The following is a 24,624-nucleotide window of genomic DNA, read 5'->3' as shown; positions in this document are numbered from 1 at the left end:
CACTCAGACTGCCGGCGGGCGATTGCTCCCGATCACAGGTTTTCGAGGATCATCTGTCCCGGCGCGGCGGTGACCAGGTCGTGGAGATCGCCGCCCACATCAGCGGCGAGTGCTCGACAGCGCCGGAGCGCGCCCAGGTCTCGGCGCTGGCGCGCTGCCAGGCGTTCAGCGCCGCTACCGGGTCCGCGCTCTCCTGGGTCGCGTCCACCGCATCGACCGCCGCGCTGAAGGCCGGGGCGTCCGCGCCGGCGGCGCGCGCGAATCCCGCGTCGGTGGGCAGCGCCCATCGTGCGGCGGCGACGTGCTCCGCGCCGCCCCGGACCAGCGCCGCGACGAGCGCCGTGGGCTCTGCGAATCCTGTGTCTCCGCCGGACTCGCAGGCCATCAGCGCGACGCGGGCCGGAATGCGCCAGCCGTCGTCGCCGGCGTCCTCCGGCGCGCCGTAGGCGATGTCGGCGGCCGTGAGCGGGCGATGGGCGCCGAGCAGAGCGGCACGGCCGGCGAGGGCGGGGCCGTCGGACAGATGCATGCGCACGTCCAGACCATGGTCGGACGATGACACATGCCCGACGTACAGGAAGCGGGACGCATCGGCGAGCAGCGCGCGCAGTCGCACCCGGTCGATCGCGCCGCCCAGGAGAGGCTCGGCGCCGCGGGCCCGGGATCCGAGTCGCTCCTGCAGCGCGGCGAGTGCCTGGCCGGTCCCCGTCGGCCCGAGCACCGGGGCGAGCATCCCCCCGGGCACGGGAGGATCCAGGACCGCGACGACCGGACCGTGCGGATCCCAGGGGGAGACGCGCCGCGACGGCGCGTTGCGCACGCCAGCCGGCACGAGCAGCGACACCTCGGCCTCGTGCACCATCCGCCGATCCGTGTCGACGAACAGCGCCTCCCAGGGCACGCGGCCGAGCGAGGGGGAGCCCTGGATGCGCAGATGCGGGCGTCGGTCGCGCAGGAGCATGGCGTTCAGTTCGGCCGCGAGCGGGGCAGGCAGCAGCGCCCCCGCCAGTTCCGCGGACAGCCGCCGTTCCCGGTCCGGATCGGCGAGCGGTCCGCGGAAGGCACGGTCGAGCGCCTCGACGACGCTCTCACCGTGCCGAGGCGAGGGCAGCGACTCGTCGAGCCGGTCGAGCACCGGCTGGACAGCGGCGCGCGGGATCGCGTACGCTCGCGGGCGCTCGAGCGCGTGCTCCCAGCGCCACGTCACGTAGAGATCGCCGACATCGGCGAACTTCACCTGCACACACGGGCGCTCCGGGGCCCCGTCGGCGACATCTCCTGCGGTCACTCGCTCACCAGGCATCGACGGTCTCCGCGGAGCGGATGGCGACCCCGTAGCGGCGCTCCGATTCGGCGATCCACACCCGGAATGAGTCGTCGCCGGGCATCGCCCGCACGAACAACGGCAGCGCCCCTCCGGCCGAGGAGACAGGGGAAGCGAGACCGCTGTCCCCGGATGCGGCCAGGGCGTACGGCGCCTCGAGAACGGCGACGTGGACGCGGTCGTTCTCCGGCGCGGGCTCGGCTCGCGAGACGGCAGGTGCGGCGGGGCCGAGCGAGGGCGAGGAGCACAGGAACTCGATCACCTCCACCGCCAGGCGGGTCTCGGCGAGAGCACTGATGCTCTGCAGAGCGACCTCGAACGCGACCGTCGAGACCGTGCGGATCCACCGCTCACGCATCGGCCCGGCCGCGAATCGCTCGCGCAGCGCATCCGTCGCGAGCGCGGCGGGCAGCGCCAGATCGAGCGCCACGCGACGCATGCGCTGCTTCTCGCCGCGGAACAGCGAACGGTCGGCCGCAGTGAGCGCGGCGAGCGCCCGGCGCACGTCGATCCGTGCGGCCTCGTGCAGTGCACCCGTCGACGCGGACACGGCGCGCGCCCGTCGGTATGCGGCGTCCGCCGTGGGGAAGCGCCACTGTGCGACGAGGATGTCGCCCCGCAGCAGTTCGGCCTGGACCTGTGCCCGCACGTCGCCCTGGACGAGCACGTCCGCGCACACCTGCTCCGCGATCCCCCGTGCGGCGGCGAGCCGACCGCGGGCGAGCAGCACGGCGGCGCGTCCGAGGCGGGACACCGAGGCCGAGCGAGGATCGCCGCCGCGCCGGTAGCCTTCTTCCGCGGCGGCGAATCGCTCCTCGGCGGCATCGACCTCGCCGCGCTCGAGCAGCAGCCGTCCCAGGTTCTCCTCGGTGCGGGCCACGGCGATCGGGCCGGTCGTCTGGAGCTGCCGCGAGATCTCCAGCTGCTCGGCGGCGAGACGCGGATCGCCCGTGCGGTGGGCGAGTGCGGCGAGGCCGGAGTACGCGTACGAGGCGAGGCGCGGTTCGTGCGACAGTGCCGTGTTCAGGGCTGCGCGGAAGGCGACCTCGGCGTCGCCGAAGCGTTCCCGATCGAGCAGGATGCCGCCGAGCGTGTTGTGGCGTCCGAAGACCAGCAGCGGCGGTGTGGCGTCGTCGAACTGTCCACCGAGGACCTCGAGGTCGTGGATGGCCTCGATCGAGCGACCGACCAGCGCGAGCGTCTGCGCGCGATTGATCACGGCTCCGAAACGCACCTCCGCGGTGCGGCGTGCGGATCCGATCATCGCCTCGGCGGCCGTGCAGGCGGCGATCGCCTCCGACACGAGATCGATCGCCGCGGGAAGATCCCCGCGCGCTTCTGCGATCGCGGACAGATTGGCCAGCGCTCGGCCGCGGAGGTCGAGGCCGACCCCGTCGATGTCCTCGACCTCTGTGGCCGCAAGGATGCGGCGAGTGACCGGCTCGGCCGCGATCGGGCCGCCGGATGCGTAGGCGGACGCCAGCTCGCCGAAGAGCGGCCCCATGTGCTGCCACCGGGCCGGCAGGCTGCCGGATCCGGGCAGGCTCAGGATCTGAGCGTTGAAGGATCCCGCCGTCCCGCTCGCCGCCTCGGTCTCCGTCATCGCCTCGCGGCCTCCTGCTCGGCGAGCAGCACGGCTCGAGAAGGGAGCCCGGAGTCGTCGATCACGGTCTCCCGTGCGCGGTCGAGTCGCGCGTGGGCGATGGCGAGGAGCGCTTCCGCATCGACATCTCCATGGCCGCGATATCCCGGCGAGGCGAGTGTGAGCGTGCGCGCGTCCGGCGGGGTGAGCAGGATCGTGACGGGGACGGAGATGCTGCCCGCGAAGCGACCCGGTTCGGGCCGCAGGGTCAGCGCGATGCCCGCGAACACTGCGTCGAGCGGTCCCGGATCCGTGGGGGAGGACGACGGCGCACGCGGTGCGGAGACCTCCAGCACGACGTCGGATTGTCCGGAGCGCACCTGCCAGTGTGCCGATCCGGCGGCATCGACCGTGCCGGGCGCGAAGGCGGAGAGGTCCAGGGGCCGCGTGCCCTCGGCGAGCACGCCCGCGGTGGAGCGCACGGTCGCGGAGGCGGCGAGTGCGAGGTCCGCTCGTGCCGGCACGGTCGCTGCGGCGCTGCCGGCGGTGATGCCGCGGTCCGCGGCCGCCTCCTCGAGGCGGCCCTCGAGCGCCGTCAGTGCGGGGCGCACCGCGGCGTGGATCCCCGGTGCGAGGCGGAGGGCCCGCCCGGCGACCAGGCCGTCGGCGAGCGCCGCGAGCAGGAGCTCCTCGCCGTCGAGCAGGTGCTCCACCGCGAGCAGTGCGTCCGCCCGCTCCACGGAGAGGATCCGCGGATCGAGCGGGGGGACGCCGGCGAGCGTCGAGGCCGGCCACCACGCCGCCGCCCACGCCACCAGCGCCGCACGCCGAGCATGGTCGAGCGCGGGAGCCGGGGACGGCTCGAACGCATCCGTCTGGCCGAGGAGCGCGGGGACCGCTTCGGGACCGTACACCTGCCAGGCGACGTCGATCGCGAGAGCGGGATCCCAGACGGACGCCGCCGGAACGTCAGGATCGGCGACATCCCAGATCAGGAGCGCCCCGGCCGTCTCGAGCAGCGCGGAGTGGGCGGCACTCGAGGGCGTCGTCCCGATCCGCAGGCCCTCCGCGGTGCGGGCCGCGCGAACGATCATGCCGCCTCCTCGAGGGCATCGCGGCCGATCGAGGCTTTCACGAGGCCGCGGCGGTCGAGGATCACCGAGCGCAGCGCGCCGTCGAGGAGGGTCCAGACTTCGTCCGCCAGGATCGCGTCGCCGCGTAGTTCGCGTCCGTGCAGCCGTGCCCAGAGGCGGCGCACGAAGGCCTCGCGCGCACCCCGTGCCGGGGCGGGGTTCTCGCCGAGACGCAGAGCCCGATGCACGAACGGCTCGCGTCGCCACCGTCCGCCCAGGCGCCGGGCGGCGTCGGTCATCGCGTGAGGTGTCGATTCCGCGGCGGCGGGGGTGACGCCGGATCCGGTCGATCCGGCCGGATCCCCGAGCGCAGTGGACGCCTCCGTCGCGGCGAGCAGCACGACGCGGCTCTCCTCTTCGGTGAGCTGCCACGCGCCGGCGGTGCGCTGGATCTCGGCGTGCACGACGTCGCCGATGTCACCGCCGCTGTCCGCGACGGCGGCGAACGACGCGAACAGCCGCTCGAACAGCGACCTGTCGAACGGCGGTGGCATCGCGGTCTTGGTCGCTCTGGAGCCGGGATCCGGCGGCGAGGGAAGGTCTTTCGCGGTCAGCCCCAGCTCTCGCGCGGCACCGGCGAGGTCTGCCGGCGGTGCGCCGGCGGATCCGCTGCGGGACGCCACGAGGGCGGCGAAGTCGCCTGTTCCGGCGCCGGTCGCGCAGGCGTCCAGCAGCCGTCGCAACGCGTCGCGCACGACCGGGCCCGCAGGCGCCGCTGCACGAGCCCAGGCCTCCGCGATCTCCCGGCTCACCTGTGTCGCGACCGCGGGGTCGCTCAGGTGCGCCCGCAGCTCGGCGAGTCCGGGGCGGACTCCGTCGTGCACCTCCGCCAGGGTCGCCGCGGCGACGGCATCGGCGTCGTGCGCCGGAGCGCCGCGGTGCCGGGCCAGCTCGAACGCACGCTGGAAATAGAGGTCCTGGGGGTTGCCCCCAGTGATTGCGGCGCGACGACGCGCGCGCTTCAGCGCGACGAACCAGGCGGCCGTCGCGGCGAGATCCGACCGCGCCTCGTCGATCAGCGCCTCCAGCTCTTCGGCGGCGTCGTCCGAGAGCACGGCGTACGCCAGGTGCGGGCGTGCGGACGGGCGGATCACCAGGGGATCGAGCACCAGCTTCGTCGTGCGGGCCAGGGGGGCACCGGTGGGCCCGGTGAGGGCATCCACTCCGGAGAGCCGTTCCCATGCGCGTGCGATCACGAGACCGCGCGGCACACCGCGCACCGGCGGACCGGGCGGTCGTGCGTCGGCGGTCATGCCGGGATCCTATCGAGCGCGCCGCTCAGTCGGTCAGCAGAGCCTCGAACTCGGCCTTGACGTCGGCGCGATAGGCGTCCGTGTCGAGGGTCGCCGCAGGGACCTCGCCGTCGAGGAACGCGGTCATCCCGGCCGCGAGCGCGTCGTCGTCCTGCGCCACGATCCTGATGGAGCCCTCGGGCAGGGCGCCGTACACGGATCCGAACGAGGTCGACACGATCGGCAGACCGCAGATGGCGGCCTCGATGAGTACCATCGGCTGCCCCTCGTAGAGGCTGGACAGAACGAAGCAGTCGGAGGCGGCGAGCAGGGCGTAGGGATTGCGCTGCGCTCCGGTGAGGAACGCCGCATCGGAGAGCCCCGCCTCATCGATCTGCTGCTGCAGGTCGGCGCGCAGCGGGCCCGCACCCACGATGAGCAGCCGGGCCTCGGGGTGCGCCCGGTGCACGTCGTGGAACGCGCGGATCAGGCGCGCATGGTTCTTCTCGGGGCTCAGGCGGCCCACCGTGACGAACCACCGCAGCTCGCCCTCGTCGGCCTGGAGCGTCTCGTACCATGCCGGGCGGGGCGGGATCTCCTGGTCGGCGGCCTCGTACTGCGCGTCCGATTCTGAGAAGAACTCGCTGAGCGGACGCCGGGCACCGAGTGTGACGTGCTCGACGTCGGGGAAGTTGCGCACCGTGCGGAAGTGCTCCCCGGAGGCGTATTCGGCGAGCTCGATGCGATTCAGCTCGGTGAGCTGGTGCGACACCGAGACGAGCTGGTCGTACTCGGAGTACATCGCGAACACCGTGCTGAGGCCGCGCTTCATGGTGGCCTTGCCGTTCACGGTGCGTTCGCGGTCGGAGGCCATCTCGTTGTGCATCCAGATCGCCCGGACCGGATCGGGCCCGCCTTCCGTGACCGCGGGGGCGTGCAGCAGCAGGCTGGTCCACAGCGGGCCGTAGCCGCTGAAGTCGGCGACCCAGTCGAAGCGGGCGTCGCCGAACACGCGCGTCCACTCCGCGTTCCACAGCTCCTCGTGCCACGGCTCGGTGCCGGGGGTGCGCGGGGATCCGCGCCATTCGTCGATGCGGCGGCGCAGGTGCACGGCCTTGGACCCGTTCATCCCGCCGATGCGGAACACCTGCCGCACCTCGGCGGGGATGCGGGCCTGCGTCAGCGGGTCGGTGCTGAGCCGTCGCTTCGGCAGCAGCGCCGTCACGTCGTAGCGGGTGTGGTCGATCGCGCCCAGCAGGTTGAGCGCACTCGTGGTGATGCCGTTCGGCTTCATGCCGCCGAGATACACGAGCAGGCGCTTGCGGCCGTCGTGCGCGGTGGGACGCGCGCGATAGCCCTCGCGGGCGCCGCCGAACACGATGTCGACGACGCGTGCGGTCGCGCCGCCATCCTCGAACGGGGCGAAGCGTTCGGCCCAGGAGGCGTACTGCGGGTGCGGATCGGCGCCCTCCAGCAGCGCCCTGAGCGCGCGGCCGGTCTCGGCGGCGTCGTCGGCGACAGGGCCGGGCAGGGTGTCCAGGGGCATGTAGGTGCCGCGACCCGAGGAGTACAGGTCGGCATCCGGGGTGAAGAACGCGATGGGCCGGCCCGTCGCCAGGTAGTCGAAGAAGATCGACGAGTAGTCGGTGACGAGGCCCGCCGAAGCCCCGAGCAGCACGTTGGAGGGGATCGAGTTCGGCGCGAGCGAGCGCGCCAGCTCCGGACGGACCGAGGCGTGTGCGTGCACGATCTGGTGCGTCTTCAGCACCACGACGTGGCCGTCGCCGACGCCGGCCTGCAGGGCCGCGAGCTGGGCGGCGAGCTCGTCGATGTTGTCCTCGGGATCGTCGAAGGAGCTCCCGCGCCAGGTGGGTGCGAACAGCACGATCGGCTTCTCGCCGAGCAGGACGCCGCTGCCCTCGAGCTCGGCGCGCACGGTCGCCTCGGCCGCGCTGTCGAGGCGCTGCCGGTCGATGCGGGGATAGCCCTCCTCGATGAGGGTGCCGGGGTAGACGTTGGTGAGCCGGTAGGCGCCCTCGTACATGGTCTCGGCCATGAACGGGTTCGCCGCGAGCAGGAAGTCCGACATCAGGAAGTTGCGCAGCGTGTTCGCCGACTGCACCGCCCCCGACGGCATGTCGAAGCCCATGAGCTTCAGGGGCGTGCCGTGCCAGGTGTTCAGATACACCTGGCCCTCCCTCTTGCCGAACCAGGTGGGGAAGGTGGCGTTGTTGATCAGCCAGCCGCTCACCGCGAGAGCCTGACGATAGGACGCGGATCCGCGATGCACGAACGAGACCCGGCGGTCCGCGGAGAACTCGTTCTGGAACCGGGCGATCGCGTCATCGTCGGCGAGCGCCCAGACGTGCGTGAGGTGCGCGTAGTCGGGGTCGGCCAGCAGGTGGCGGAAGATCGCCTCCGGGTTGCACAGCATGCCATTGCCCGCGAAGGACTCGTACAGCACCTGATCGGGGCGGACGGGCCGGGAGCGCCAGAAGGCGATCCGCTCGGCTTCGACAGCGCGCTTCAGGCGTCGGGCGGTGGAGCGGAGGCGCCGTGCGGAGGAGGAGAGTGACACGGATCAAGGATATTAGGCGCGTGCCTGGCGAACACTTGGAGAACGATGGGTGAAGGATCGGCGGCGGATCGCGGATGTCCCACGGCGTGACGCGGATCCGGCGCGTCGCCTCGGAGGGGACGCCAAGCCGCGCAGGCTACGCTCGGGCGACGTGACCAGTCAGGCCCTGCCCCGTGCGGTCGGCTCGGAGATCCCTGATGCGGAGGAACCGACCGCCGATCCCCGCCGGCTCGGTCTGTGGGCGGCGCTGGTCGGGCTGTTCGCCGTCGCTGCGAGCGCTGCAGGATCCTGGATCCCGTCGCTCTGGGGCGACGAGGCGGCGAGCCTCATGTCGGCGACACGGCCGCTGCCGTCGCTGATCCACATGCTGAGCTACGTCGACGCGGTGCACGGTCTGTACTACCTCGGGCTGCACGCGTGGATCGATGTGTTCGGACCGAGCGCCTTCTCCATCCGATTCCCGTCGGCGCTCGCGGTGGGCGTGTGCGCCGCCGCCGTGGTCTGGCTGTGCGGACGTTTCGGCACGCTGCGGTTCGCCGTGGTCGCCGGCGTGTTCGCCGCGGTCCTGCCGCGGCTGATCTTCGCGGGGGAGGAGGCCCGCTCCTACGCGATGACCGCCGCGCTCGCCGCAGTGCTGATCGCGATCCTCGTGGAGATCGGCCGCCGTGATTCCCGCGCGGTCGGCGGTTGGATCGCCTACGCGGCCGTGCTCACGGTCGGCATCTGGCTCTTCCTGTATGTCGCGCTGATGGTGCCCGCGGCCCTGGTGATCGTGCTGCTGTCGCCGGCGTTGCGGCGGCGCTGGCGCGCGTGGATGTTCAGCACCGGCATCGCCCTCGTGCTCTGCACGCCGCTGGCGTGGTTCGGATTCCTGCAGCGACGACAGATCGCGTTCCTCGCCGTGCGGGAGTCGGTCACGGCCGAGGTCGTGCTGAAGAACATGTGGTTCCAGGAGTGGTGGTTCACCGCGATCGCCTGGGCCCTCATCCTGGTCGCCGTGATCGCGTTCGCGCGAGAGCTCATCCAGATGCGGCGCGCCGGAGCGGGACGGTGGCGTACGCCCGGCATCCGCCTCGAGGTGGTGGCGCTGAGCTGGATGACCGTGCCGATGGGACTGCTGCTGGCGGTCACCCCGTTCGTCGCGGTCTACACCGCCCGGTACGGCTCGTTCTCCGCGCCCGCGGTCGCGATTGTGATGGCGCTCGGGGTGAGGCGGCTCGCCCGTCTCCCGCGCCGTCGACTGGGGGCGCGGCTCGCGGCCGTCTCGATCGCCGTCGTCGTGATCGCGGCGGTGCCCGTGGCGGCCCTGCAGCGCGGACCGTACTCGAAGAACCAGTCCGACTGGAACGACATCGCCGCCTTCATCAGCACGAACGCCGCGCCCGGCGACGGCATCGTGTTCGATGACGGGGCGCGCCCTTCCCAGCGCACCCGGCTCGCGAAGGCGACGGATCCGACGGCTTTCCGGAACGTCACGGACCTGCTGCTCAGGACGCCGTTCCAGAAGTCCTACACCTGGTACGACCAGACCTACGGCATACCGCGTGCGGCCGGGATGGGGCGCTTCGACGGCGTCGAGCGGGTCTGGGTGGTCGAGCTGAAGTTCGACGGCGTCGAGGACACCTGGGGTCTCGGGCAGCTGCGCTCGCTGGGCTACCACGAGACCCGCCGCGTCGACGGCGCGGGAAGCGTGATCCTGCTCTACGAGCGCTGATCCGGGGCCGCGGCCGTCACCGCGGCGCGGTCGAGGCCGGCGACGACCGTCGTGCGCACCCGCGTGGTGAGGAACGTCTCAGGACCGTCGCGGAACGGATCCGCGTCCAGGATCACGAAGTCGGCGGCGGCTCCCGCGCGCAGTACGCCGAGCTCGCCCTCCCAGCCGCAGGCGTAGGCCGCGTCACGGGTGGCCCGGCGCACCGCGTCGGCGACCGCCATCGCGTTGCCGGGGACGTTCGCCTCGAGCGCGGGGTCGAAGGCAGACCGCCGGGTCGTGGCGATGAACAGGTTCGGCAGCGGATCGAACGGCGCGGTCGGGGCGTCCGTGCCGAGCGCGAGCGTGGCGCCGGCTTCGGCGAACTCGCCCCAGGGGTAGGCGCGTTCGACGCGGTCGTCGCCAAGCATCGCCCGCCAGTTGTCCTGGATCGCGGGATCGCAGTGCACGGGCTGCATCGATGCGATCACTCCGAGGCGTGCCAGGCGCAGGGGAGTCGCGTGGTCCACGGTCTCCAGGTGCTCGATGCGATGACGGCGCTCGGCGCGCGGGCCGTTGGCGGCCACCGCGGCCTCGAGCGCGTCCAGGGCGAGCGCGGAGGCGGCGTCGCCGATCGCGTGCATGGCGATCTGCAGCCCTGCTGCGTCCGCGCGGGTGACGACCGCGGTCAGTGAGGGCAGATCCCACAGCGCCTCCGGCTGCGAGCCGTCGGCGAAGGGAGCGCGCATGGCCGCCGTGCAGCTGTCGATCACGCCGTCGACGAAGAGTTTGATGCCGGCGATCCGCAGGCCGGGTCCGGTGTGCTCGCGGTGCAGCGCGATCGCGCGGTCCACGGCGGCGGCGTCGCCCTCCGCGGTGCCCGTGCGGTACACGGCCCAGTGTGCGGCGACGTGCATCGGCAGCGTGCCGCCGTGCCGCTCCTGGACGGCGAGCATGGCGCGCAGGTCGTGCTCACCCAGCGCCATGTCGACGGCAGCCGTGACGCCGGCGTCGAGGTAGGTGCGCAGCGCGGCCTCGAACTGCGCCTCGCGGTCGGCATCGCTCGTGAGCGCATCCAGCTTCTCGCGCAGGAACGCGAACACCGCGTTCTCCAGCAGCATGCCGGTGGCGTGCCCCGCGGCGTCGCGCTGGATCGTGCCGCCGAGGGGATCCGGCGTCTCGTCGTCGATGCCGAGCTCGGCGAGGGCGGCGGAGTTCACCCAGGCGGAGTGGTTGTCGTTCGCGTGCAGGTATACGGGCCGTTCGGCGACCGCGGCATCGATCATCTCGCGGTTCGGAGCCTGTCCACGGAGGCTGGAGAACAGCCAGCTCCGACCCTGGATCCGCGGGGCTGCAGGGTTGGCGGCGGCTGCTGCGGCGATGCGGGACTGGATCTCGGCGAGATCGGTCGCGTCATGCAGATCCACCTGCTCGAGCGACTCGCCCAGGCCGACGAGGTGCGTGTGCGCATCCACGATTCCGGGGATCACCAGGGCGCCGTCCAGCTCCACCACGGTGTCGGCGGCGAACGCGTCGGCCGCGGCCGTGTCTCCGACGAAGAGCACGCGTCCCGCCTCGACGATGAGGGACTGGGCCCACGGCTGCGTGTCGGAGGTGAAGATCGCGCCGCCGCGGTAGTGGGTCGTGCAGGTGCCGGGGGTTCTCATGCTTTCTGGTCCTTCTCTGTCCGGATCCGGGGACTCACAGCGAGGCCTGCGAGCGGGGCGAGCGGCGCACCAGCGCCAGGTAGATGACGAACGGCACGATCAGGCCGACCGGCACCGACAGGTCGATCCCGCCGATGAGCGCGGCGACCGGGCCCACGTAGACGAGGGTCGCGCTGCACAGCAGTGCGGCGCCGATGCCGACGAGCACGGCCACCGCGCCGGCGATGTGCACGCCGCCGCTGAACCAGAACCGGCTGCCGTGGCTGTCGTCTGCGAGTGCCGCGCCGTCGTAGCGGTTGCGGCGCCACAGCATGTCGGCGAGGTAGACGCCCATGACCGGGGCGAGGATCGCGACCGCGAGCTGCAGGGCGCTCGAGACGCTGTCCAGGAAGTTCCACACGAGGAGCGCGAACAGGGTCATCAGCACGCCGACCGTGCCGTCCAGCAGCACGGTGCGCGACCGCGGGAGGCGGATCCCGACGGCCTGCAGGGCCAGGCCGGAGCTGTAGGCGGTCATGGCGTTGTTCGCGATCGTGCCGACGATGACCGAGATGAGGAAGACCGGCGCGAACCAGCCCGGCAGGAACTTCTCCAGGCCCGCCTCCGGATCCGACATGTCCACGGCGCTCGCCGCGAGCGCGCCCACGAACGTGGCGAGCACGCCGGGGATGACCATGCCGAGCGTCGTCCACAGGGCGACGTCGCGCACACGGGTGCTCGCGGGCAGGTAGCGCGCGAAGTCGGCGCTGTTCGTGTACGACAGGGGGCTCGAGGCGACCAGCGCGATGCCGGCGGCCATCATCGCCACCAGGTCCAGGCCGTGCAGCGGCTCGGCGGGGGTGTAGCCCCAGTGCGCGCCGCCGACGACGAAGACCGCCATCACGGCGAAGATCACGGCGAGCGCGACCGCGAGCGGCTGGTACAGGCGCATGATCAGTCCGTGGCCGTAGACGCTGATCACCATGGTGGCGGCGGCGATCACGATCGCGCTGAGCGCGATGGTCCAGGGCGACGAGGGCACGCCGAGCCGGCCGAGCAGTCCGACCGCGACCGTGGTGGCCGCGGCCCAGTTGATCGCGAGGTAGCAGACGCTGATCAGCCAGCCCGCGATCGCGACGTTGAAGCGGTTGCCGGTGACGCCGTACATCGCCCGGGTGATCACCTCGCTCGGCGTGCCGGCGGCGGGACCGGAGGCGGCCACGATGCCGGTGATGATCGAGAACAGGTTGCCGATCACGATGACGAGCAGCGCCTGCCACAGGTTCAGCCCCAGCAGCATGAGGGTCGCGCCGATGACGACCGCGAGGAAGTTCACGTTGGGCGCCGCCCATACGGCGAACAGGTCGCGGGCGCGGCCGTGCCGCTCGCCGTCGGGGATGTAGTCGATGCCGTGCGTCTCGACGCGGACGGCACTGTCGGTGGGCACGGGATGGGTGAGGGCGGGGGCGGAATCGGTGACGGGGGGTGTCGCCTGCGACATGGATCCTCCAGGGCGAAAGGTCGGGTGCGCGACGTCCTTGTTCGCGCTCGACACGCAACGCTAAGGATCCAAAACGATTTGGACAAGCGGATCCCGCGATTATCATCACGGAATGCGCAGACAGCGATCCACAATCCGCGACGTCGCCCGTCGGGCAGGAGTGTCGGTGACCACGGTGTCGCACACCTTCTCGGGCAACGGCGTCGTGAATCCGGCGACCCAGGCGCGCGTGCGCGCGGCGGCGACGGCCCTGGGGTACCACCCGGATGTCGTCGCGAGCGGGCTGCGCCGCAGCAGGCTCGGGGTGATCGGTCTGGTGCTGCGGCCAGCCGTCGGCGTCGCGCCGCAGCAGATCCAGGACGTCGACTACTTCCCCCGGTTCGCCGGGGCGGCCGCCCTGACCTCGCTCGGTCAGGGGTACGCACTCATGCTCGTCGCCGACCCCACCGTGCCGGATGCTCCGAGCACGGCCTGGGCGTGCGACGGCATCATCGTGACCGACCCCGTCGAGCGCGACCCGCTGATCGCCGCGATGCGCGCCGGCGGCATGCCCTACACGCTCGTCGGCGCGGATCCGGCGGATCCCGACGACCCGCACGTCGTCGACATCGCGACCGAGCTCATCACGGATCGGGTGCTCGACCACCTCACCGCCGCCGGCGCGACCCGCATCGCGCTCGTCGTGGGCACCGATCCGATCGAGTGGAACGCGGCGACCGTGCGGCGCTATCGGGAACGCACTCCTCCCGCGGTGCAGCACGTGCGGTACGTGCCGGAGCGGTCGGATCCGGAAGAGGGTGCGGCGGCGGCCGATGAGCTGCTCGCCCTGCCCGAACCGCCCGACGGCGTGTACTGCATGACCAGCGACCACGCCCGTGCCTTCGTGGACCGGCTCGTCGCGCGCGGGGTGCGCGTGCCGGAGGACGTGCGCGTGGTGTGCGGATCCGATGCGGACGGCCTGCGCAACTCGGCCCCGGAGATCACCGCCGTCGATCTGCAGCCGCAGGCGCTGGGTCGTCAGGCGGCCGCGGCGCTGCTGCGGCAGCTCGAACCGGCTCTCACGCTCGAGGTGCCCCCGCCCGCGCACGGCACCCTGGTCGTGCGGACCTCGACCAGAGCCTGAACGGTCAGGCACGGGGGGATCGGGCGGCCGGGCCACGGGCGGAGGAGGTCTGCAACTCTGCAGGACGTTCACGGCGGATGCGTCCTGCAGAGTTGCGATCGACCAGCGGCGCGGAGCCGGATCCGCGCGGCTCGCTCCGGCCGCGTGCTTCCGCCCGTTGCGCGTCAGGGCGCGCGGAGGGCGGCCTCCGCGGCGGCGAGGACCGCGTTCAGTGTCGCGGTGAGCACCGAGCGATCCCGCCCGGCGACCCACGCCCTGCCCTGGGGGGTGCGGGTCTCGACGAGGGTCAGTGCCTCGACGGCGTTGCCGGATCCGATGCTCGCCTGATGCAGGTCCAGAACCTCGATCGCCACGCCGCGCCGGGCGAGCTCGGCCGTGACGGCCTCGACCGGACCGAGCCCGACCGCTTCGGCCCTGGTCTCGACATCGTCGATGCGGAGTCGGAACGCGACGCGCGACTCGGCGGCGGTTTCCTCGATGCGGACATCGGAGAGCGCGATGCGGGGGTTCCCCCGATCTCCGAGATACGCCTCGTCGAAGATGCGCCAGAGCGCGTGCGCGTCGAGCTCGAGGCCGCTCTGGTCGGCGTGCCGCTGCACGTGCCCGGCCAGGTCGATCTCCAGCCGACGCGGAAGCCGGATCCCGAACTCCGTCTCGAGCAGGTAGGCGATCCCGCCCTTGCCCGACTGCGAGTTCACGCGGATCACCGCGTCGTAGGAGCGGCCGAGATCGGCCGGATCGACCGGGAGGTACGGAACGCGCCAGGCGATCTCGCTTTCGGGCTGCGCCTCGCGTGCGGCGCGCTCCCGGTGCTCGGCGAAGCCCTTGCGGATCGCATCCTGATGGGTGCCGCTGAAGGCGGTGTGCACGAGGTCGCCGACGTAGGGGTGACGCGGGTGCACCTCGATCCGGTTGCTGTGCTCGACCGTGCGCCGGATCTCGTCGATGTCGGAGAAGTCGAGCATCGGATCGATACCCTGGGCGTGCAGGTTCAGGGCGAGAGTGACGAGGTCCACGTTGCCGGTGCGCTCGCCGTTGCCGAAGAGGCACCCCTCGATCCGTTGGGCGCCGGCGAGCAGCGCCAGTTCCGCGCACGCGATCCCCGTGCCGCGGTCGTTGTGCGGATGCACCGAGAGGATCACGCCTTCGCGGCGCTCCAGGGTGCGGTGCATGTACTCGATCTGGTCGGCGTAGACGTTGGGTGTCGCGATCTCGACCGTGGCGGGCAGGTTCAGGATCACCGGGCGCTCCGGCGTCGCCTCCCAGAGCGCCGTCATCGCATTGCAGACCTCGAGCGCGTAGTCGGGCTCGGTGAGCATGAACACCTCGGGCGAGAACTCGAAGCGCACGCGCGGCAGATCTCCGGCGAGGGCGAGCACATCGCGCCCCGCGTCCAGGATCAGCTCCCGCAGCTCGTCGCGATCGCGGCCGAGCACCGTCTCTCGCCAGACCGGCGCGGTCGCGGTGTACAGGTGGATCACGACGGGGTTGCGGATGCCGCGGACCGCCTCGACCGTCCGGGCGATGAGGTCGCGTCGTGCTGCGGTGAACACGACGATCGTCACGTCCTCGGGGGCGATGCCCTGCTCGACGATCAACCGGACGAAGTCGAAGTCGGTCTGCGAGGCGGAGGGGTAGCCGACCTCGATCTCCTTGTAGCCCATCGCGACCATGAGGTCGAAGAAGCGCCGCTTGCGGGCGGGATCCATGGGCTCCGCGAGCGCCTGGTTGCCGTCGCGGAGATCGACGGGGACCCACAACGGCGCGGCCGTGAGTCGTCGCGTCGGCCAGGTGCGTTCGGCGTCGGCGACGGGGATCGACACCCGGTCGTAGGGGTCGGCGTAGCGGTGGGACGGCATCTGCGAGTGCCGTTGGCGATTCCACGCGGGGGCGTGCGCGGGGACGGGGCCGGCCGGCGTGGAGATGCCGGGGAAGGTGGTGCTGCTCATGGATCCTCTGTTCCTTCGACTGCGGTTTCGGCGACCGGCGCGGCGCATCAGCCACGACGGGGGAGACGGTCCGGTCAGACCCCGTCGTGGCGGCGAAGGAGAAGGAGAGCGCGCAGGTGCATGCAGGCAGTGTAGCGTTAACTCCGCAGACAAGTTGAGGAGTGGCGATGTCGGGAAGCGATGCCGTGCGGCGTCCGTCGATGGCGGATCAGACGGCGGATGTGCTCCTCGGCAGGATCCGTGCCGAGGAGTGGGCGCTGGGCGCACGCCTGCCGGGGGAGACGACGCTCGCCGCCCAGCTCGGGGTGGGGCGCTCGACGGTGCGCGAGGCGATCCGGCAGCTCGCCGGGCAGGGGGTGCTCACGGCGCGGCAGGGCGCCGGTGTCTTCGTCTCAGCGCTCGACGTGCGCGACGACTGGGACGCCGTGCTGCAGCGCGCGGATATCGTCAGCGTCATCGAGGCGCGGGCCGCGATCGAGAGCGAGGCAGCCGCGCTCGCGGCCGAGCGACGCAGCGCGAACGACCTGCGTGCCATCAGGCGCGCCCTGAATGTGCGGGAGCAGCACCGCGCCGAGCTCGAGGAGCACGTCGACGCCGACCTCGCGTTTCACCGCGCGATCGTCGTCGCGGCGGCGAATCCGATCCTCACCGAGCTGTTCGACGGCTTCACGCCGCGGCTGCGGCAGACGATGATCGCGATGCTGCGGATCCGCACCGCCTTCGGCGGCGCCGAGGACCACGCCGCGCACGTGTGTCTCGCCGATGCGATCCGCGCCGGCGACGCCGCGCTGGCCGCGGGACTCAGCCGGGAGCACCTGGCCTCGCTCAAGAACGCCCTGCGGTGAGCGCCGCGGCCCGGCGCCGCGGCCCGGCGCCTCGGATCCGGGTTCGGTAGTTTGCGGACCTGCGGACCTGCGGACGCGCCGGGCGCGGCCCGGCTCAGAGCTCCGGGACGATGCGGATCGCGCCCTTGTCGGCGGACTGGGCGAAGTGCGCGTAGGCGCGCAGCGCGGGGCTGACCTCGCGCACGCGGTTGCGCGGCCGGTAACCGCCATTGGCCTCGAGGTGCTCGCGGCGACGCTCCAGCACCTCCCAGGGCACGTCGAGCTCGAGCTTGCGGGTCGGGATGTCGATCGAGATGATGTCGCCGTCCTCGACGAGCGCGATCATGCCGCCCGCGGCCGCCTCGGGGGAGACGTGCCCGATGGACAGGCCCGAGGTGCCGCCCGAGAAGCGCCCGTCGGTGATCAGTGCGCAGGCCTTGCCGAGCCCGCGGCCCTTCAGGAACGAGGTCGGGTAGAGCATCTCCTGCATGCCGGGGCCGCCCTTCGGGCCCTCGTAGCGGATGACGACGACGTCGCCCTCCTTCACCTGCTTGTTCAGGATCTTCTCGACCGCCTCGTCCTGCGACTCGCAGACCACGGCGGGGCCGGAGAACGTCCAGATCGACTCGTCCACGCCCGCCGTCTTCACCACGGCGCCGTTCTCGGCGATGTTGCCGTGAAGGACGCCGAGACCGCCGTCCTTCGAGTAGGCGTGCGCGACGTCGCGGATGCAGCCGCCCTCGGCGTCGGTGTCGAGCGAGGCCCAGCGCTCCGACTGCGAGAACGCGGTGGACGAACGGCGACCGCCGGGTGCCGCGTGCCACAGGTCCTGCGACACCTCGGAGGCCGATCCGCCGCGGATGTCCCACTCGTCCAGCCACTCGCCCAGCGTCGCCGCGTGCACCGTGTGCACCTGGTCGTCGAGGAGGCCGCCGCGACGCAGCTCTCCGAGCAGGGCGGGGATGCCGCCGGCGCGGTGCACGTCCTCCATGTAGTACGTCTTGCCACCGGCGGAGTTCGGGGCGACCTTCGCGAGACACGGCACCCGGCGTGAGATCGCGTCGATCTCGGCGAGGCCGAAGTCCACCCCGGCCTCATGCGCGGCGGCGAGCAGGTGCAGGATCGTGTTCGTGGATCCGCCCATCGCGATGTCGAGCGCCATCGCGTTGCCGAACGCGGCCTCGGTCGCGATGCTCTTGGGCAGCACGCTCTCGTCGTCGCCCTCGTAGTAGCGCTGGGCGATGTCGACGACCAGGGATCCAGCCTTCTCGTACAGTGCGCGGCGGGCGGTGTGCGTCGCGAGCACCGAGCCGTTGCCGGGCAGGGAGAGGCCGATCGCCTCGGTGAGGCAGTTCATCGAGTTCGCCGTGAACATGCCCGAGCATGATCCGCAGGTCGGGCAGGCCGACTCTTCGATGCGCAGGATATCGGCGTCGGAGATCTTCTCGTTCACCGCGTCGCTGATCGCGTCGACGAGGTCGAGCGAGCGCACGGTGCCGTCCACGAGCGTGGCGCGACCGGCCTCCATCGGGCCGCCCGAGACGAACACCGTGGGGATGTTCAGGCGGAGCGCCGCGAGCAGCATGCCTGGGGTGATCTTGTCGCAGTTCGAGATGCAGACCAGAGCGTCGGCGCAGTGCGCGTTGACCATGTACTCGACGGAGTCGGCGATGAGGTCGCGTGAGGGCAGCGAGTAGAGCATGCCGCCGTGGCCCATCGCGATGCCGTCGTCGACCGCGATCGTGTTGAACTCGCGGGGGATGCCGCCCGCCTCGCTGATCGCCTCCGAGACGATGCGCCCGACCGGGGCGAGGTGCGTGTGCCCCGGCACGAACTCGGTGAAAGAGTTCGCGACGGCGATGATGGGCTTGCGGCCCAGGTCCTTGCCGTCGACGCCGGCGGCGCGGAAGAGGGCGCGGGCGCCGGCCATGTTGCGTCCGTGGGTGACCGTGCGAGAGCGATAAGCGACCATGGGACCCATTGTGGACCTGCCGCGAGCTTCTGCCGAGTCCGTGAGCGAGGAGGGTTTGTACTAGTACTCGGAGTACTGTTTGGGCATGGGCGGCGATCACGGCGGAAACGCGTCTTCTGCGCAGGGCGGCACGGACCGGACAGGACGGCGGGCATGATCCGCCCGCGCACGCCCCGCCGCGAGCAGCTGGGGGAGTTCCTCGCCTCGCGCCGCCGTGCCGCGAGCCGCTCCGCGCTGGGCTTGCCGCAGGCCGCTCGGCGCGGCGACATCGGCCTCAGCCGCGAGGAGGTGGCGGCCCTCGCCGGGGTCAGCGCGAGCTGGTTCACCTGGCTCGAGCAGGGGCGTGACATCGGCGTCTCCCGCCAGGTGCTCGGCGCCGTGGCCCGCGTGTTGCAGCTGAGCCCGGCCGAGATCGACTACGTGGTGCGGCTCGCGGGCCCCGACGAGGATGGCGCCGCCGAGGAGCCCGAGCGCATCCCGGACCATCTGCAGCGGCTCGTCGACGCGCTCGCCTTCCCGGCCTTCGTGGTCGCGAGCGACTGGGCGATCGTCGGCTGGAACGCGCCGTACGCCCGGCTCTACGATCGGATCGCCACGGTCGACCCCGAGGATCGCAATCTGCTCTGGCTGATCTACACGGATCCGCGGCTGCGCCGCATGCTCCCGGACTGGGATCAGGAGAGCCGCCGCTTCCTCGCCGAGTTCCGTGCGGAGTCGGGTGTGAGGCTGAGCTCGGATCGGCACCGCGCGCTCATCGAGCGGCTGATCGAGGCGAGCGCCGACTTCCGGATCCAATGGGCCGAGCATGCGGTCGAGCGTTTCGCCTCCCGCCAGCGCGTGTTCCAGCATCGCTCCGACGGGCGGCTGGTCTTCGAGCACCACAGCCTCGTACCGGCGGACGCACCGGGGCTGACCGTGGTGATGTACGTGCCGGTCTGACGCGGCCCCGTCCGGTTCTTGCTCCCGTCGCAAAGGTTGCCGCTATGACGGGATCAGAGCGGCAACCTTTGCGACGGGAGCGGGGGTGCGACGGGTGCGCGGCCGACGGGTCCACCGCCCGGGCGGTTCAGCGCCGCAGGAGCAGTACGGTCGTGACGTTGATCCGGTGGACGGAGGAGATCCGATAGCCGAGCGATTCCAGGTGCCGCACGTCCGGGGAGCGCTCGGGATCGGGGCCGCGCTCGACGGCCCAGACGTCGGGTGTGAGGTCGGCGGCCGTGAGCACGTCGTTGGGGCGAGTGCGGTCCCACAGGCCCGGTTGCGTGCGGAAGGGGGCGATCAGCGCGGGGTCCCGCGGCGCGGCGACGTCCGAGGGATAGACGGCGGCGATGAGCCGGGGGGCCTCGGAGTCCTTGGGGCGGTCGTCGTAGACCACGGCGTCGCCCTGCCGGGCGTGGTCGTGCAGATACGCCGCCGCCTCGCGCCAGTCGCTGCCGTCCTTCGCGTAGGGCCCGCGTTGCACCACGAGATTCGGCACGAACGCCACGAGCAGCGCGGCGAGCACCAGCCCTGCGATCAGCGGTGCGCGCGCCGCTGCTCCCCGTGCCGACCACCGGGCGACGGCGCGCGCACCGAGCGCGACGAGCACCGCTGCGGCCGGGGCACAGAACGACAGATACCGCACGGTGTACATCGGGGCGATCGTGACACTCGCGAGCAAGATCGCCGCGGTCGGCAGCGCCAGCCAGATCAGCGCCAGCAGCGCGAGGCGGGCGTGCTCGACGTCGTGTCGGCGGTCACGGAACGCCGCCACCACGCCGATCGCGATCAGCGCTGCGCACGGCCAGGCGGTCACCGGGTCGAACCACTGCAGCGCGAACACGTTCAGCGGCGTGATGTAGTCGCGGTGCGCGAGGAAGCCGATCTGGTTCTGCTCCGCGGCGGCGAGCAGCACGATCGGCACCGCCAACAGGGTCGCGAACGCAGCCCAGCCCGACCAGCGCGCGAGCGAGCGGCGGTGGAAGATCAGCACGAAGACGCCGTGCACCACGAGCAGCAGGGCCAGATACAGGAAGACGTAGATCGCGGCGGCCGTTCCAGCGGCGTAGACGGCCCAGAGCCACCACGAATGCCTGCGCCGCAGCACCGCGAGCAGGAGCACGGTAAGCCAGACGGCGATCGCGGATCCGATCGCGTACGATCGCGCCTCCGCCGCCATCACCGCGGTGCGGGGCAGCAGGGCCGCGATGAGGCCGGCGGCCAGGGCGAGTCGCGGACCGCCGAGGCGCCCGGCGAGCATGGAGGTGCCGGCGGCCAGGAGCCCCGCGGCGATCGCGCTGGGCAGCCGCACGGAGAACTCGCTCGCACCGAACAGATCGATCCACACATGCAGGAACGCGTAGTAGGCGCCGTGCACGCCGTCGACGGTCTGCAGCATGCGCCCCAGCTCCGGCCAGGTGCGCGAGGCCGACATGACGCTCGCGGCCTCGTCGCCCCAGAACGACGGGATCCAGGATCCGCTCACGCCCGCGAGCAGGCCGACGACGCCTGCGATCACGGCGACGCGTCGAATCTGGGCTGGATCCGTCATCCTCCGCACTCGCCGATCCTCCCGGCCCGGGCTGTGCGCCCGCCGAACGGACTGTCCGTCAGGAGCCGGCGCGCGCTCCGTAGCCCAGCCGGCGCTGCAGCTGCCGGGCGGTCTCGGTCACGGCATCGACGATCGCCGTCTCGTCGACGGAGCCCTCCTCCGACCAGGTGACGGCGACGGCCGCCACCGGCCAGTCGACGTGGTCGCGCACGGCGATGCCGACCGACCGGAACCCCGGGGTCACCTCGCCGTCCTCGCGGGCGACGCCGTCGCGACGCACCTCGCGCAGCAGCTCGTTCAGCTCGCGGGGGCGAGACGGGCCACCGCCGGAGCGCTGCGCGAACGCCGCCGCATCCGGATACAGCGCGCGCACCTGCTCGCGGGGCAGCGCGGCGAGCATCGCCCGGCCGGTCGCGGTGAGGTGCGCGGGCAGGCGCACTCCCACGTCGGTGATGAGGGCGGGGCGGCGCAGAGCACGCTCCTCGACGATGTACAGCACGTCGCGGCCGGTCATCACGGCGAGGTGCGCGCTCTCGCCGAGGCGGTCGGCGAGACCCGCCAGAAGCGGGCGCCCGAGCCGGGCAAGGGGCTCCTGTCTGGCGTACCCGCCGGCGAGCTCGAAGGCGCTGGTGCCGAGTCCCCAGCGGCGCTCCTGCGGCAGGTGCACCACGAACCCGTGCGCCTCGAGCGTCGTGAGCAGGTGGTAGACCGTGGAGCGCGGGATGTCGAGTTCGCGCGCCAGCGCGGACGCCGCGACCGGTCCTGCCCGGCGGGCCAGGAACCGCAGGATCCGCAGCGTGTGGTCGGCGGCGGGGACCTGGGGCCTGTCGTCGCGGGCGTTCGTCGGCGAGTCCGTCCCGGCGCCGTGGTCCGTGCGATCGGCGTTCACGCTCCCAGGATCCCATGCTCGCGTCGTGCCGTGACGCCGTCGCCCGCCGCGGGCGCGAGTACGGCGCGACAGGCGAGGTGCATCGCGAGGCGGGTCTCGGGATCCGTCAGGTCGACGCCGAGGAGCTCCTGCACCCGCCGGATCCGCACCGCGACCGTGTTGCGGTGCAGGTTCAGCGCCTCGGCGGTCGCGACCAGGCTCGACTCCTGGTCGAGGTAGGCGGAGAGCGTGCGCAGCAGGTCCCCTGTCGCGCCCTGCAGCGGCGCGAGGAGCGATTCCGCCGCGGGCACGAAGGTGTCGTTGCCGGTCCAGGCCAGCAGCAGCTGCTCGAGCCCGAGGCTGTCGACACGGACGAACCAGCCCGTCGCCGAGCGCGACGCCGCGATCCGGGCCGCATCCGCGGCCTCATCCAGGGTCGCGGCGAGCCCTGCGGCACCGCGCTGCAGTGAACCGACGCCCGTCGCGATCGCGAAGGCTCGTCCCACTTCGCGGTGCAGAGTGCGCAGCCCGCGCGCCAGCTGTTCGACGGTCGCGGGATCCGGTGCCTCGGAGAACGCCAGCCAGCCGCTCAGCCCGCGCCCGGCGGTGGTGACGTGCGCCTCCGCGGGGATCCTGCCGAGCGCCGCGCGCACGGCGCGGAGCAGCGGCAGCGGATCCAGCCGACCGCGCCCGACCATCCGGAAGCCGAGATGATGTCCTGTCGTGCGCCAGCCGCGCTCGCCCATGCGGCGCTCGATGTCGTCATCGGCGAGGCCCCGTGCGTCGACGAAGTCGCGGAGCAGGGCGGAGGAGGCCGAGACGTCGTTCACCTCCGCGACCTCGTCGATGAGGATTCGCGCCGCGACGGCCGGCATCGCGACCTCGGCCGCGACGGAGAGCGCGGCGAGCTGGCTCTCGCTCAGCCCCTCGCCGAAGACGACCAGGCGCAGGCCCGGCCGACTCGGGCTGTCCACGCGGACGGAGGCCGCGGTGCGGTTCCCCGCGCGGGCGATGTCGATCCAGGGGCGAAAGTCGATCGCGGCGTGCAGGGCGGGATCGAGTTCGCCGCCCGAGGAATGCAGCACGTCGGTGCCGTCCACGAGGGCGAGCGGATGGCCGAGCGTGGCGGAGATCTGGCGCAGCAGATCCGACAGATCCCGGGCCGGATACTCGAAGGAGCGCGCGACCTTGCGCACGTGCGAGAGCGTGAGCGCGTCCTGCGCCTGCACGAGCATCCAGCACGCCTGGGCGAGCACGATGGGTCGCTCCACGTCGAGCAGGCAGATCCCCAGCCGCTCCGCGAGCCGCTGCGCGCCGGGGTCGAACCCGGCGGCGCCCGGCAGCGCGACGCCGCGGAAGCCGCGCTCGCGGATCCGGCGCAGCATCGCGTCCTGTTGCCAGGGCGTCTCGGGCGCGGCGTCGAGCAGCACCGCGAGGGCGCCGTCAGGCAGTGCGGCGAGGCCGCCGTCGGGCAGCGTCGGCAGGTCCGCCTCCGCCGACTCCACGGCGACCGCGTCCCACGCGGCGTCCTCCGGGCCGGCGATCCGGCGCAGGCCCCCGTTCTCGGGGTGCGCCCGGAGGCCCGCGAGGGAAAGCCGGGCGGTCATGCGGCGTCCAGCTCGGCGAGACCGTACGTCGACGGCAGCACACGGCGCAGGCGCTCGGGGCGCTCCAGCCACCAGTCCGGCGCGGGCAGCGAGAGGACGACGACGCGCCGTCCCGGAACGAGATCGGTGACCTGGAGGATCTCGCGCGACGCGGCGTCGAGCATCACGATGATCGCCGGTGCGGAGGCGAGCAGCGCGCCGTCGCTGAGCACGGCGAGGGCCTCCGATCGGGTCACCACACGGTCGATCGCCCCACCGGGGCCGGCGATCTCGACGGACTGCACGTGGGGGTCGGCGTGGTGCGGGGAGATCCGGTCGATCCGTCCCTCGGTCAGCAGGCGCGCCCCGAGCCCCGCGGCGAGCTCGGCCGTCGGCGAGAACCGGGCCGCGAGGAAGGCGCGCCCCAGGGCGAGCGCGCGCCGCTGGTGTCCTGGCATGGCGTGCTCACGGAGATCGCCGACCGTGAAGCCCGCGAGCACGGCCGCACCGCTCCCTCCCGCCTGGATGATCGCCGAGCGGATGATGCGCTCCGCGTCCACGGCGCGGTCCGTCTCCACGAGGGCGACGCCGCCGGCACCGCTCTCGCACGTGAACACGAGCCCCGGCACCCGGTCGACGAAGAGCGACATCTGGTCGAGCTCCGGCACGGCGCGGCCCGTGCAGTCGGCGTCCACGATCGTGCGCTCGCCGGAGAACAGGAACGGAACGAGGCTGTTCATGCCGCCGCCCTCGATCGAGCAGACGGCGGGGATCCGCGTGCCGAGCCAGCGTTCCGCCGCGGCCACCAGGCGTCCGAACGGTGCGAGTCCCGGCATGCGCTCGCCGAGCAGGATCGTGGAGCCGACGAACGCGGCGCCGAAGCAGGGAGTGGCGGGATCCAGCTCCTCCACGTCGACGAGCGGATGCGGGCCGGAATCGTCACCCGCGAGCATGAGTTCGAGCATGGTGGTCGTGCCGCCGCCGCCCGAGCCGAGCAGCGCGCAGCCCAGCGCGAGCGCGGTCACGTCCCCGGCTCGTAGTCGCCACGCCATCGTCCCAGACTAGAGGCCTCGCATCGGATCCGGA

17 protein-coding genes are annotated in these 24,624 nt (G+C 72.4%); 4 read left to right on the top strand and 13 right to left on the bottom strand.

The genetic code is table 11. The features are described 5' to 3' along the window. Window positions 1–49: 49 nt before the first annotated feature. From AC1DCT_RS06130 to AC1DCT_RS06110, 5 genes are read right to left on the bottom strand one after another with little or no spacing between them, the layout of a single operon-like run. Complete coding sequence (locus tag AC1DCT_RS06130) at window positions 50–1,303, bottom strand: CHAT domain-containing protein (protein WP_477428043.1); 1,254 nt, start codon at window positions 1,301–1,303, stop codon at window positions 50–52. After that, a complete protein-coding gene (locus AC1DCT_RS06125) occupies window positions 1,293–2,927 on the bottom strand; it encodes a hypothetical protein (RefSeq protein ID WP_477428041.1) in 1,635 nt (544 codons plus the stop codon). The genes AC1DCT_RS06130 and AC1DCT_RS06125 overlap by 11 nt, the downstream gene beginning before the upstream one ends. Then, the gene (locus tag AC1DCT_RS06120; protein WP_477428039.1) at window positions 2,924–4,000 is read right to left on the bottom strand and encodes a hypothetical protein; all 1,077 of its coding nucleotides are present in this window, start codon (window positions 3,998–4,000) and stop codon (window positions 2,924–2,926) included. Before AC1DCT_RS06120 ends, AC1DCT_RS06125 begins: the two co-directional genes overlap by 4 nt. Then, window positions 3,997–5,292 (bottom strand): hypothetical protein, encoded by a 1,296-nt coding sequence (locus AC1DCT_RS06115; protein ID WP_477428037.1) that lies wholly within the window; start codon window positions 5,290–5,292, stop codon window positions 3,997–3,999. Before AC1DCT_RS06115 ends, AC1DCT_RS06120 begins: the two co-directional genes overlap by 4 nt. Before the next feature lie 25 nt (window positions 5,293–5,317). Then, window positions 5,318–7,849, bottom strand: coding sequence for a CDP-glycerol glycerophosphotransferase family protein (locus AC1DCT_RS06110; RefSeq protein ID WP_477428036.1), 2,532 nt, complete (start codon window positions 7,847–7,849; stop codon window positions 5,318–5,320). 151 nt (window positions 7,850–8,000) lie between these two features. Between AC1DCT_RS06110 and AC1DCT_RS06105 the strand changes: the two genes are divergently transcribed. Continuing rightward, the gene (locus tag AC1DCT_RS06105) at window positions 8,001–9,563 is read left to right on the top strand and encodes a glycosyltransferase family 39 protein (protein ID WP_477428034.1); all 1,563 of its coding nucleotides are present in this window, start codon (window positions 8,001–8,003) and stop codon (window positions 9,561–9,563) included. Here AC1DCT_RS06105 and AC1DCT_RS06100 read toward each other — a convergent pair. Both AC1DCT_RS06100 and AC1DCT_RS06095 read right to left on the bottom strand, forming a co-directional pair. Further along, window positions 9,551–11,206 (bottom strand): amidohydrolase, encoded by a 1,656-nt coding sequence (locus tag AC1DCT_RS06100; RefSeq protein ID WP_477428032.1) that lies wholly within the window; start codon window positions 11,204–11,206, stop codon window positions 9,551–9,553. The genes AC1DCT_RS06105 and AC1DCT_RS06100 overlap by 13 nt on opposite strands. Window positions 11,207–11,240: 34 nt before the next feature. Further along, complete coding sequence (locus AC1DCT_RS06095) at window positions 11,241–12,686, bottom strand: purine-cytosine permease family protein (RefSeq protein WP_441976406.1); 1,446 nt, start codon at window positions 12,684–12,686, stop codon at window positions 11,241–11,243. 112 nt (window positions 12,687–12,798) lie between these two features. On the opposite strand from AC1DCT_RS06095, the gene AC1DCT_RS06090 reads away from it, so the two are divergent. Next, window positions 12,799–13,809, top strand: coding sequence for a LacI family DNA-binding transcriptional regulator (locus tag AC1DCT_RS06090; protein ID WP_477428030.1), 1,011 nt, complete (start codon window positions 12,799–12,801; stop codon window positions 13,807–13,809). A 164-nt stretch (window positions 13,810–13,973) separates the two neighbouring features. On the opposite strand, the gene AC1DCT_RS06085 is transcribed toward AC1DCT_RS06090, so the two are convergent. After that, on the bottom strand, window positions 13,974–15,758 hold the full coding sequence (locus AC1DCT_RS06085) for a 2-isopropylmalate synthase (RefSeq protein WP_477428029.1): 1,785 nt from the start codon (window positions 15,756–15,758) through the stop codon (window positions 13,974–13,976). 167 nt (window positions 15,759–15,925) lie between these two features. Here AC1DCT_RS06085 and AC1DCT_RS06080 point away from each other — a divergent pair, with 167 nt between their 5' ends. After that, complete coding sequence (locus tag AC1DCT_RS06080) at window positions 15,926–16,603, top strand: FadR/GntR family transcriptional regulator (protein ID WP_477428027.1); 678 nt, start codon at window positions 15,926–15,928, stop codon at window positions 16,601–16,603. A 94-nt stretch (window positions 16,604–16,697) separates the two neighbouring features. On the opposite strand, the gene ilvD is transcribed toward AC1DCT_RS06080, so the two are convergent. Further along, entirely contained in the window at window positions 16,698–18,554 is a 1,857-nt protein-coding gene (gene ilvD / locus AC1DCT_RS06075; RefSeq protein ID WP_477428025.1) for a dihydroxy-acid dehydratase, read from the bottom strand. A 153-nt stretch (window positions 18,555–18,707) separates the two neighbouring features. Between ilvD and AC1DCT_RS06070 the strand changes: the two genes are divergently transcribed. Then, a complete protein-coding gene (locus AC1DCT_RS06070) occupies window positions 18,708–19,493 on the top strand; it encodes a helix-turn-helix transcriptional regulator (protein WP_440733686.1) in 786 nt (261 codons plus the stop codon). A gap of 127 nt (window positions 19,494–19,620) precedes the next feature. On the opposite strand, the gene AC1DCT_RS06065 is transcribed toward AC1DCT_RS06070, so the two are convergent. The 4 genes from AC1DCT_RS06065 to AC1DCT_RS06050 form a co-directional block, all read right to left on the bottom strand. After that, complete coding sequence (locus AC1DCT_RS06065) at window positions 19,621–21,084, bottom strand: glycosyltransferase family 39 protein (protein ID WP_477428023.1); 1,464 nt, start codon at window positions 21,082–21,084, stop codon at window positions 19,621–19,623. A 58-nt stretch (window positions 21,085–21,142) separates the two neighbouring features. Next, a complete protein-coding gene (locus tag AC1DCT_RS06060; RefSeq protein ID WP_440734088.1) occupies window positions 21,143–21,880 on the bottom strand; it encodes an IclR family transcriptional regulator in 738 nt (245 codons plus the stop codon). An 89-nt stretch (window positions 21,881–21,969) separates the two neighbouring features. Further along, window positions 21,970–23,559 (bottom strand): PucR family transcriptional regulator, encoded by a 1,590-nt coding sequence (locus AC1DCT_RS06055; RefSeq protein ID WP_477428021.1) that lies wholly within the window; start codon window positions 23,557–23,559, stop codon window positions 21,970–21,972. Next, a complete protein-coding gene (locus AC1DCT_RS06050) occupies window positions 23,556–24,563 on the bottom strand; it encodes an S-methyl thiohydantoin desulfurase domain-containing protein (protein WP_477229501.1) in 1,008 nt (335 codons plus the stop codon). Before AC1DCT_RS06050 ends, AC1DCT_RS06055 begins: the two co-directional genes overlap by 4 nt. Window positions 24,564–24,624: the final 61 nt, after the last annotated feature.

It is taken from the genome of Microbacterium sp. 10L49 (genome assembly GCF_056395125.1).
Note: the sequence above shows the minus strand (reverse complement) of the source record. Positions and strands in the feature narration are given on the sequence as shown.

What these genes read in the sequence shown, in the direction of transcription:
- AC1DCT_RS06130 (WP_477428043.1), bottom strand. Translation starts at nt 1,303, where the DNA reads ATGCCTGGTGAGCGAGTGACCGCAGGAGATGTCGCCGACGGGGCCCCG.
- AC1DCT_RS06125 (WP_477428041.1), bottom strand. Translation starts at nt 2,927, where the DNA reads ATGACGGAGACCGAGGCGGCGAGCGGGACGGCGGGATCCTTCAACGCT.
- AC1DCT_RS06120 (WP_477428039.1), bottom strand. Translation starts at nt 4,000, where the DNA reads ATGATCGTTCGCGCGGCCCGCACCGCGGAGGGCCTGCGGATCGGGACG.
- AC1DCT_RS06115 (WP_477428037.1), bottom strand. Translation starts at nt 5,292, where the DNA reads ATGACCGCCGACGCACGACCGCCCGGTCCGCCGGTGCGCGGTGTGCCG.
- AC1DCT_RS06100 (WP_477428032.1), bottom strand. Translation starts at nt 11,206, where the DNA reads ATGAGAACCCCCGGCACCTGCACGACCCACTACCGCGGCGGCGCGATC.
- AC1DCT_RS06095 (WP_441976406.1), bottom strand. Translation starts at nt 12,686, where the DNA reads ATGTCGCAGGCGACACCCCCCGTCACCGATTCCGCCCCCGCCCTCACC.
- AC1DCT_RS06090 (WP_477428030.1), top strand. Translation starts at nt 12,799, where the DNA reads ATGCGCAGACAGCGATCCACAATCCGCGACGTCGCCCGTCGGGCAGGA.
- AC1DCT_RS06085 (WP_477428029.1), bottom strand. Translation starts at nt 15,758, where the DNA reads ATGAGCAGCACCACCTTCCCCGGCATCTCCACGCCGGCCGGCCCCGTC.
- AC1DCT_RS06080 (WP_477428027.1), top strand. Translation starts at nt 15,926, where the DNA reads ATGTCGGGAAGCGATGCCGTGCGGCGTCCGTCGATGGCGGATCAGACG.
- ilvD (WP_477428025.1), bottom strand. Translation starts at nt 18,554, where the DNA reads ATGGTCGCTTATCGCTCTCGCACGGTCACCCACGGACGCAACATGGCC.
- AC1DCT_RS06070 (WP_440733686.1), top strand. Translation starts at nt 18,708, where the DNA reads ATGATCCGCCCGCGCACGCCCCGCCGCGAGCAGCTGGGGGAGTTCCTC.
- AC1DCT_RS06065 (WP_477428023.1), bottom strand. Translation starts at nt 21,084, where the DNA reads ATGACGGATCCAGCCCAGATTCGACGCGTCGCCGTGATCGCAGGCGTC.
- AC1DCT_RS06055 (WP_477428021.1), bottom strand. Translation starts at nt 23,559, where the DNA reads ATGACCGCCCGGCTTTCCCTCGCGGGCCTCCGGGCGCACCCCGAGAAC.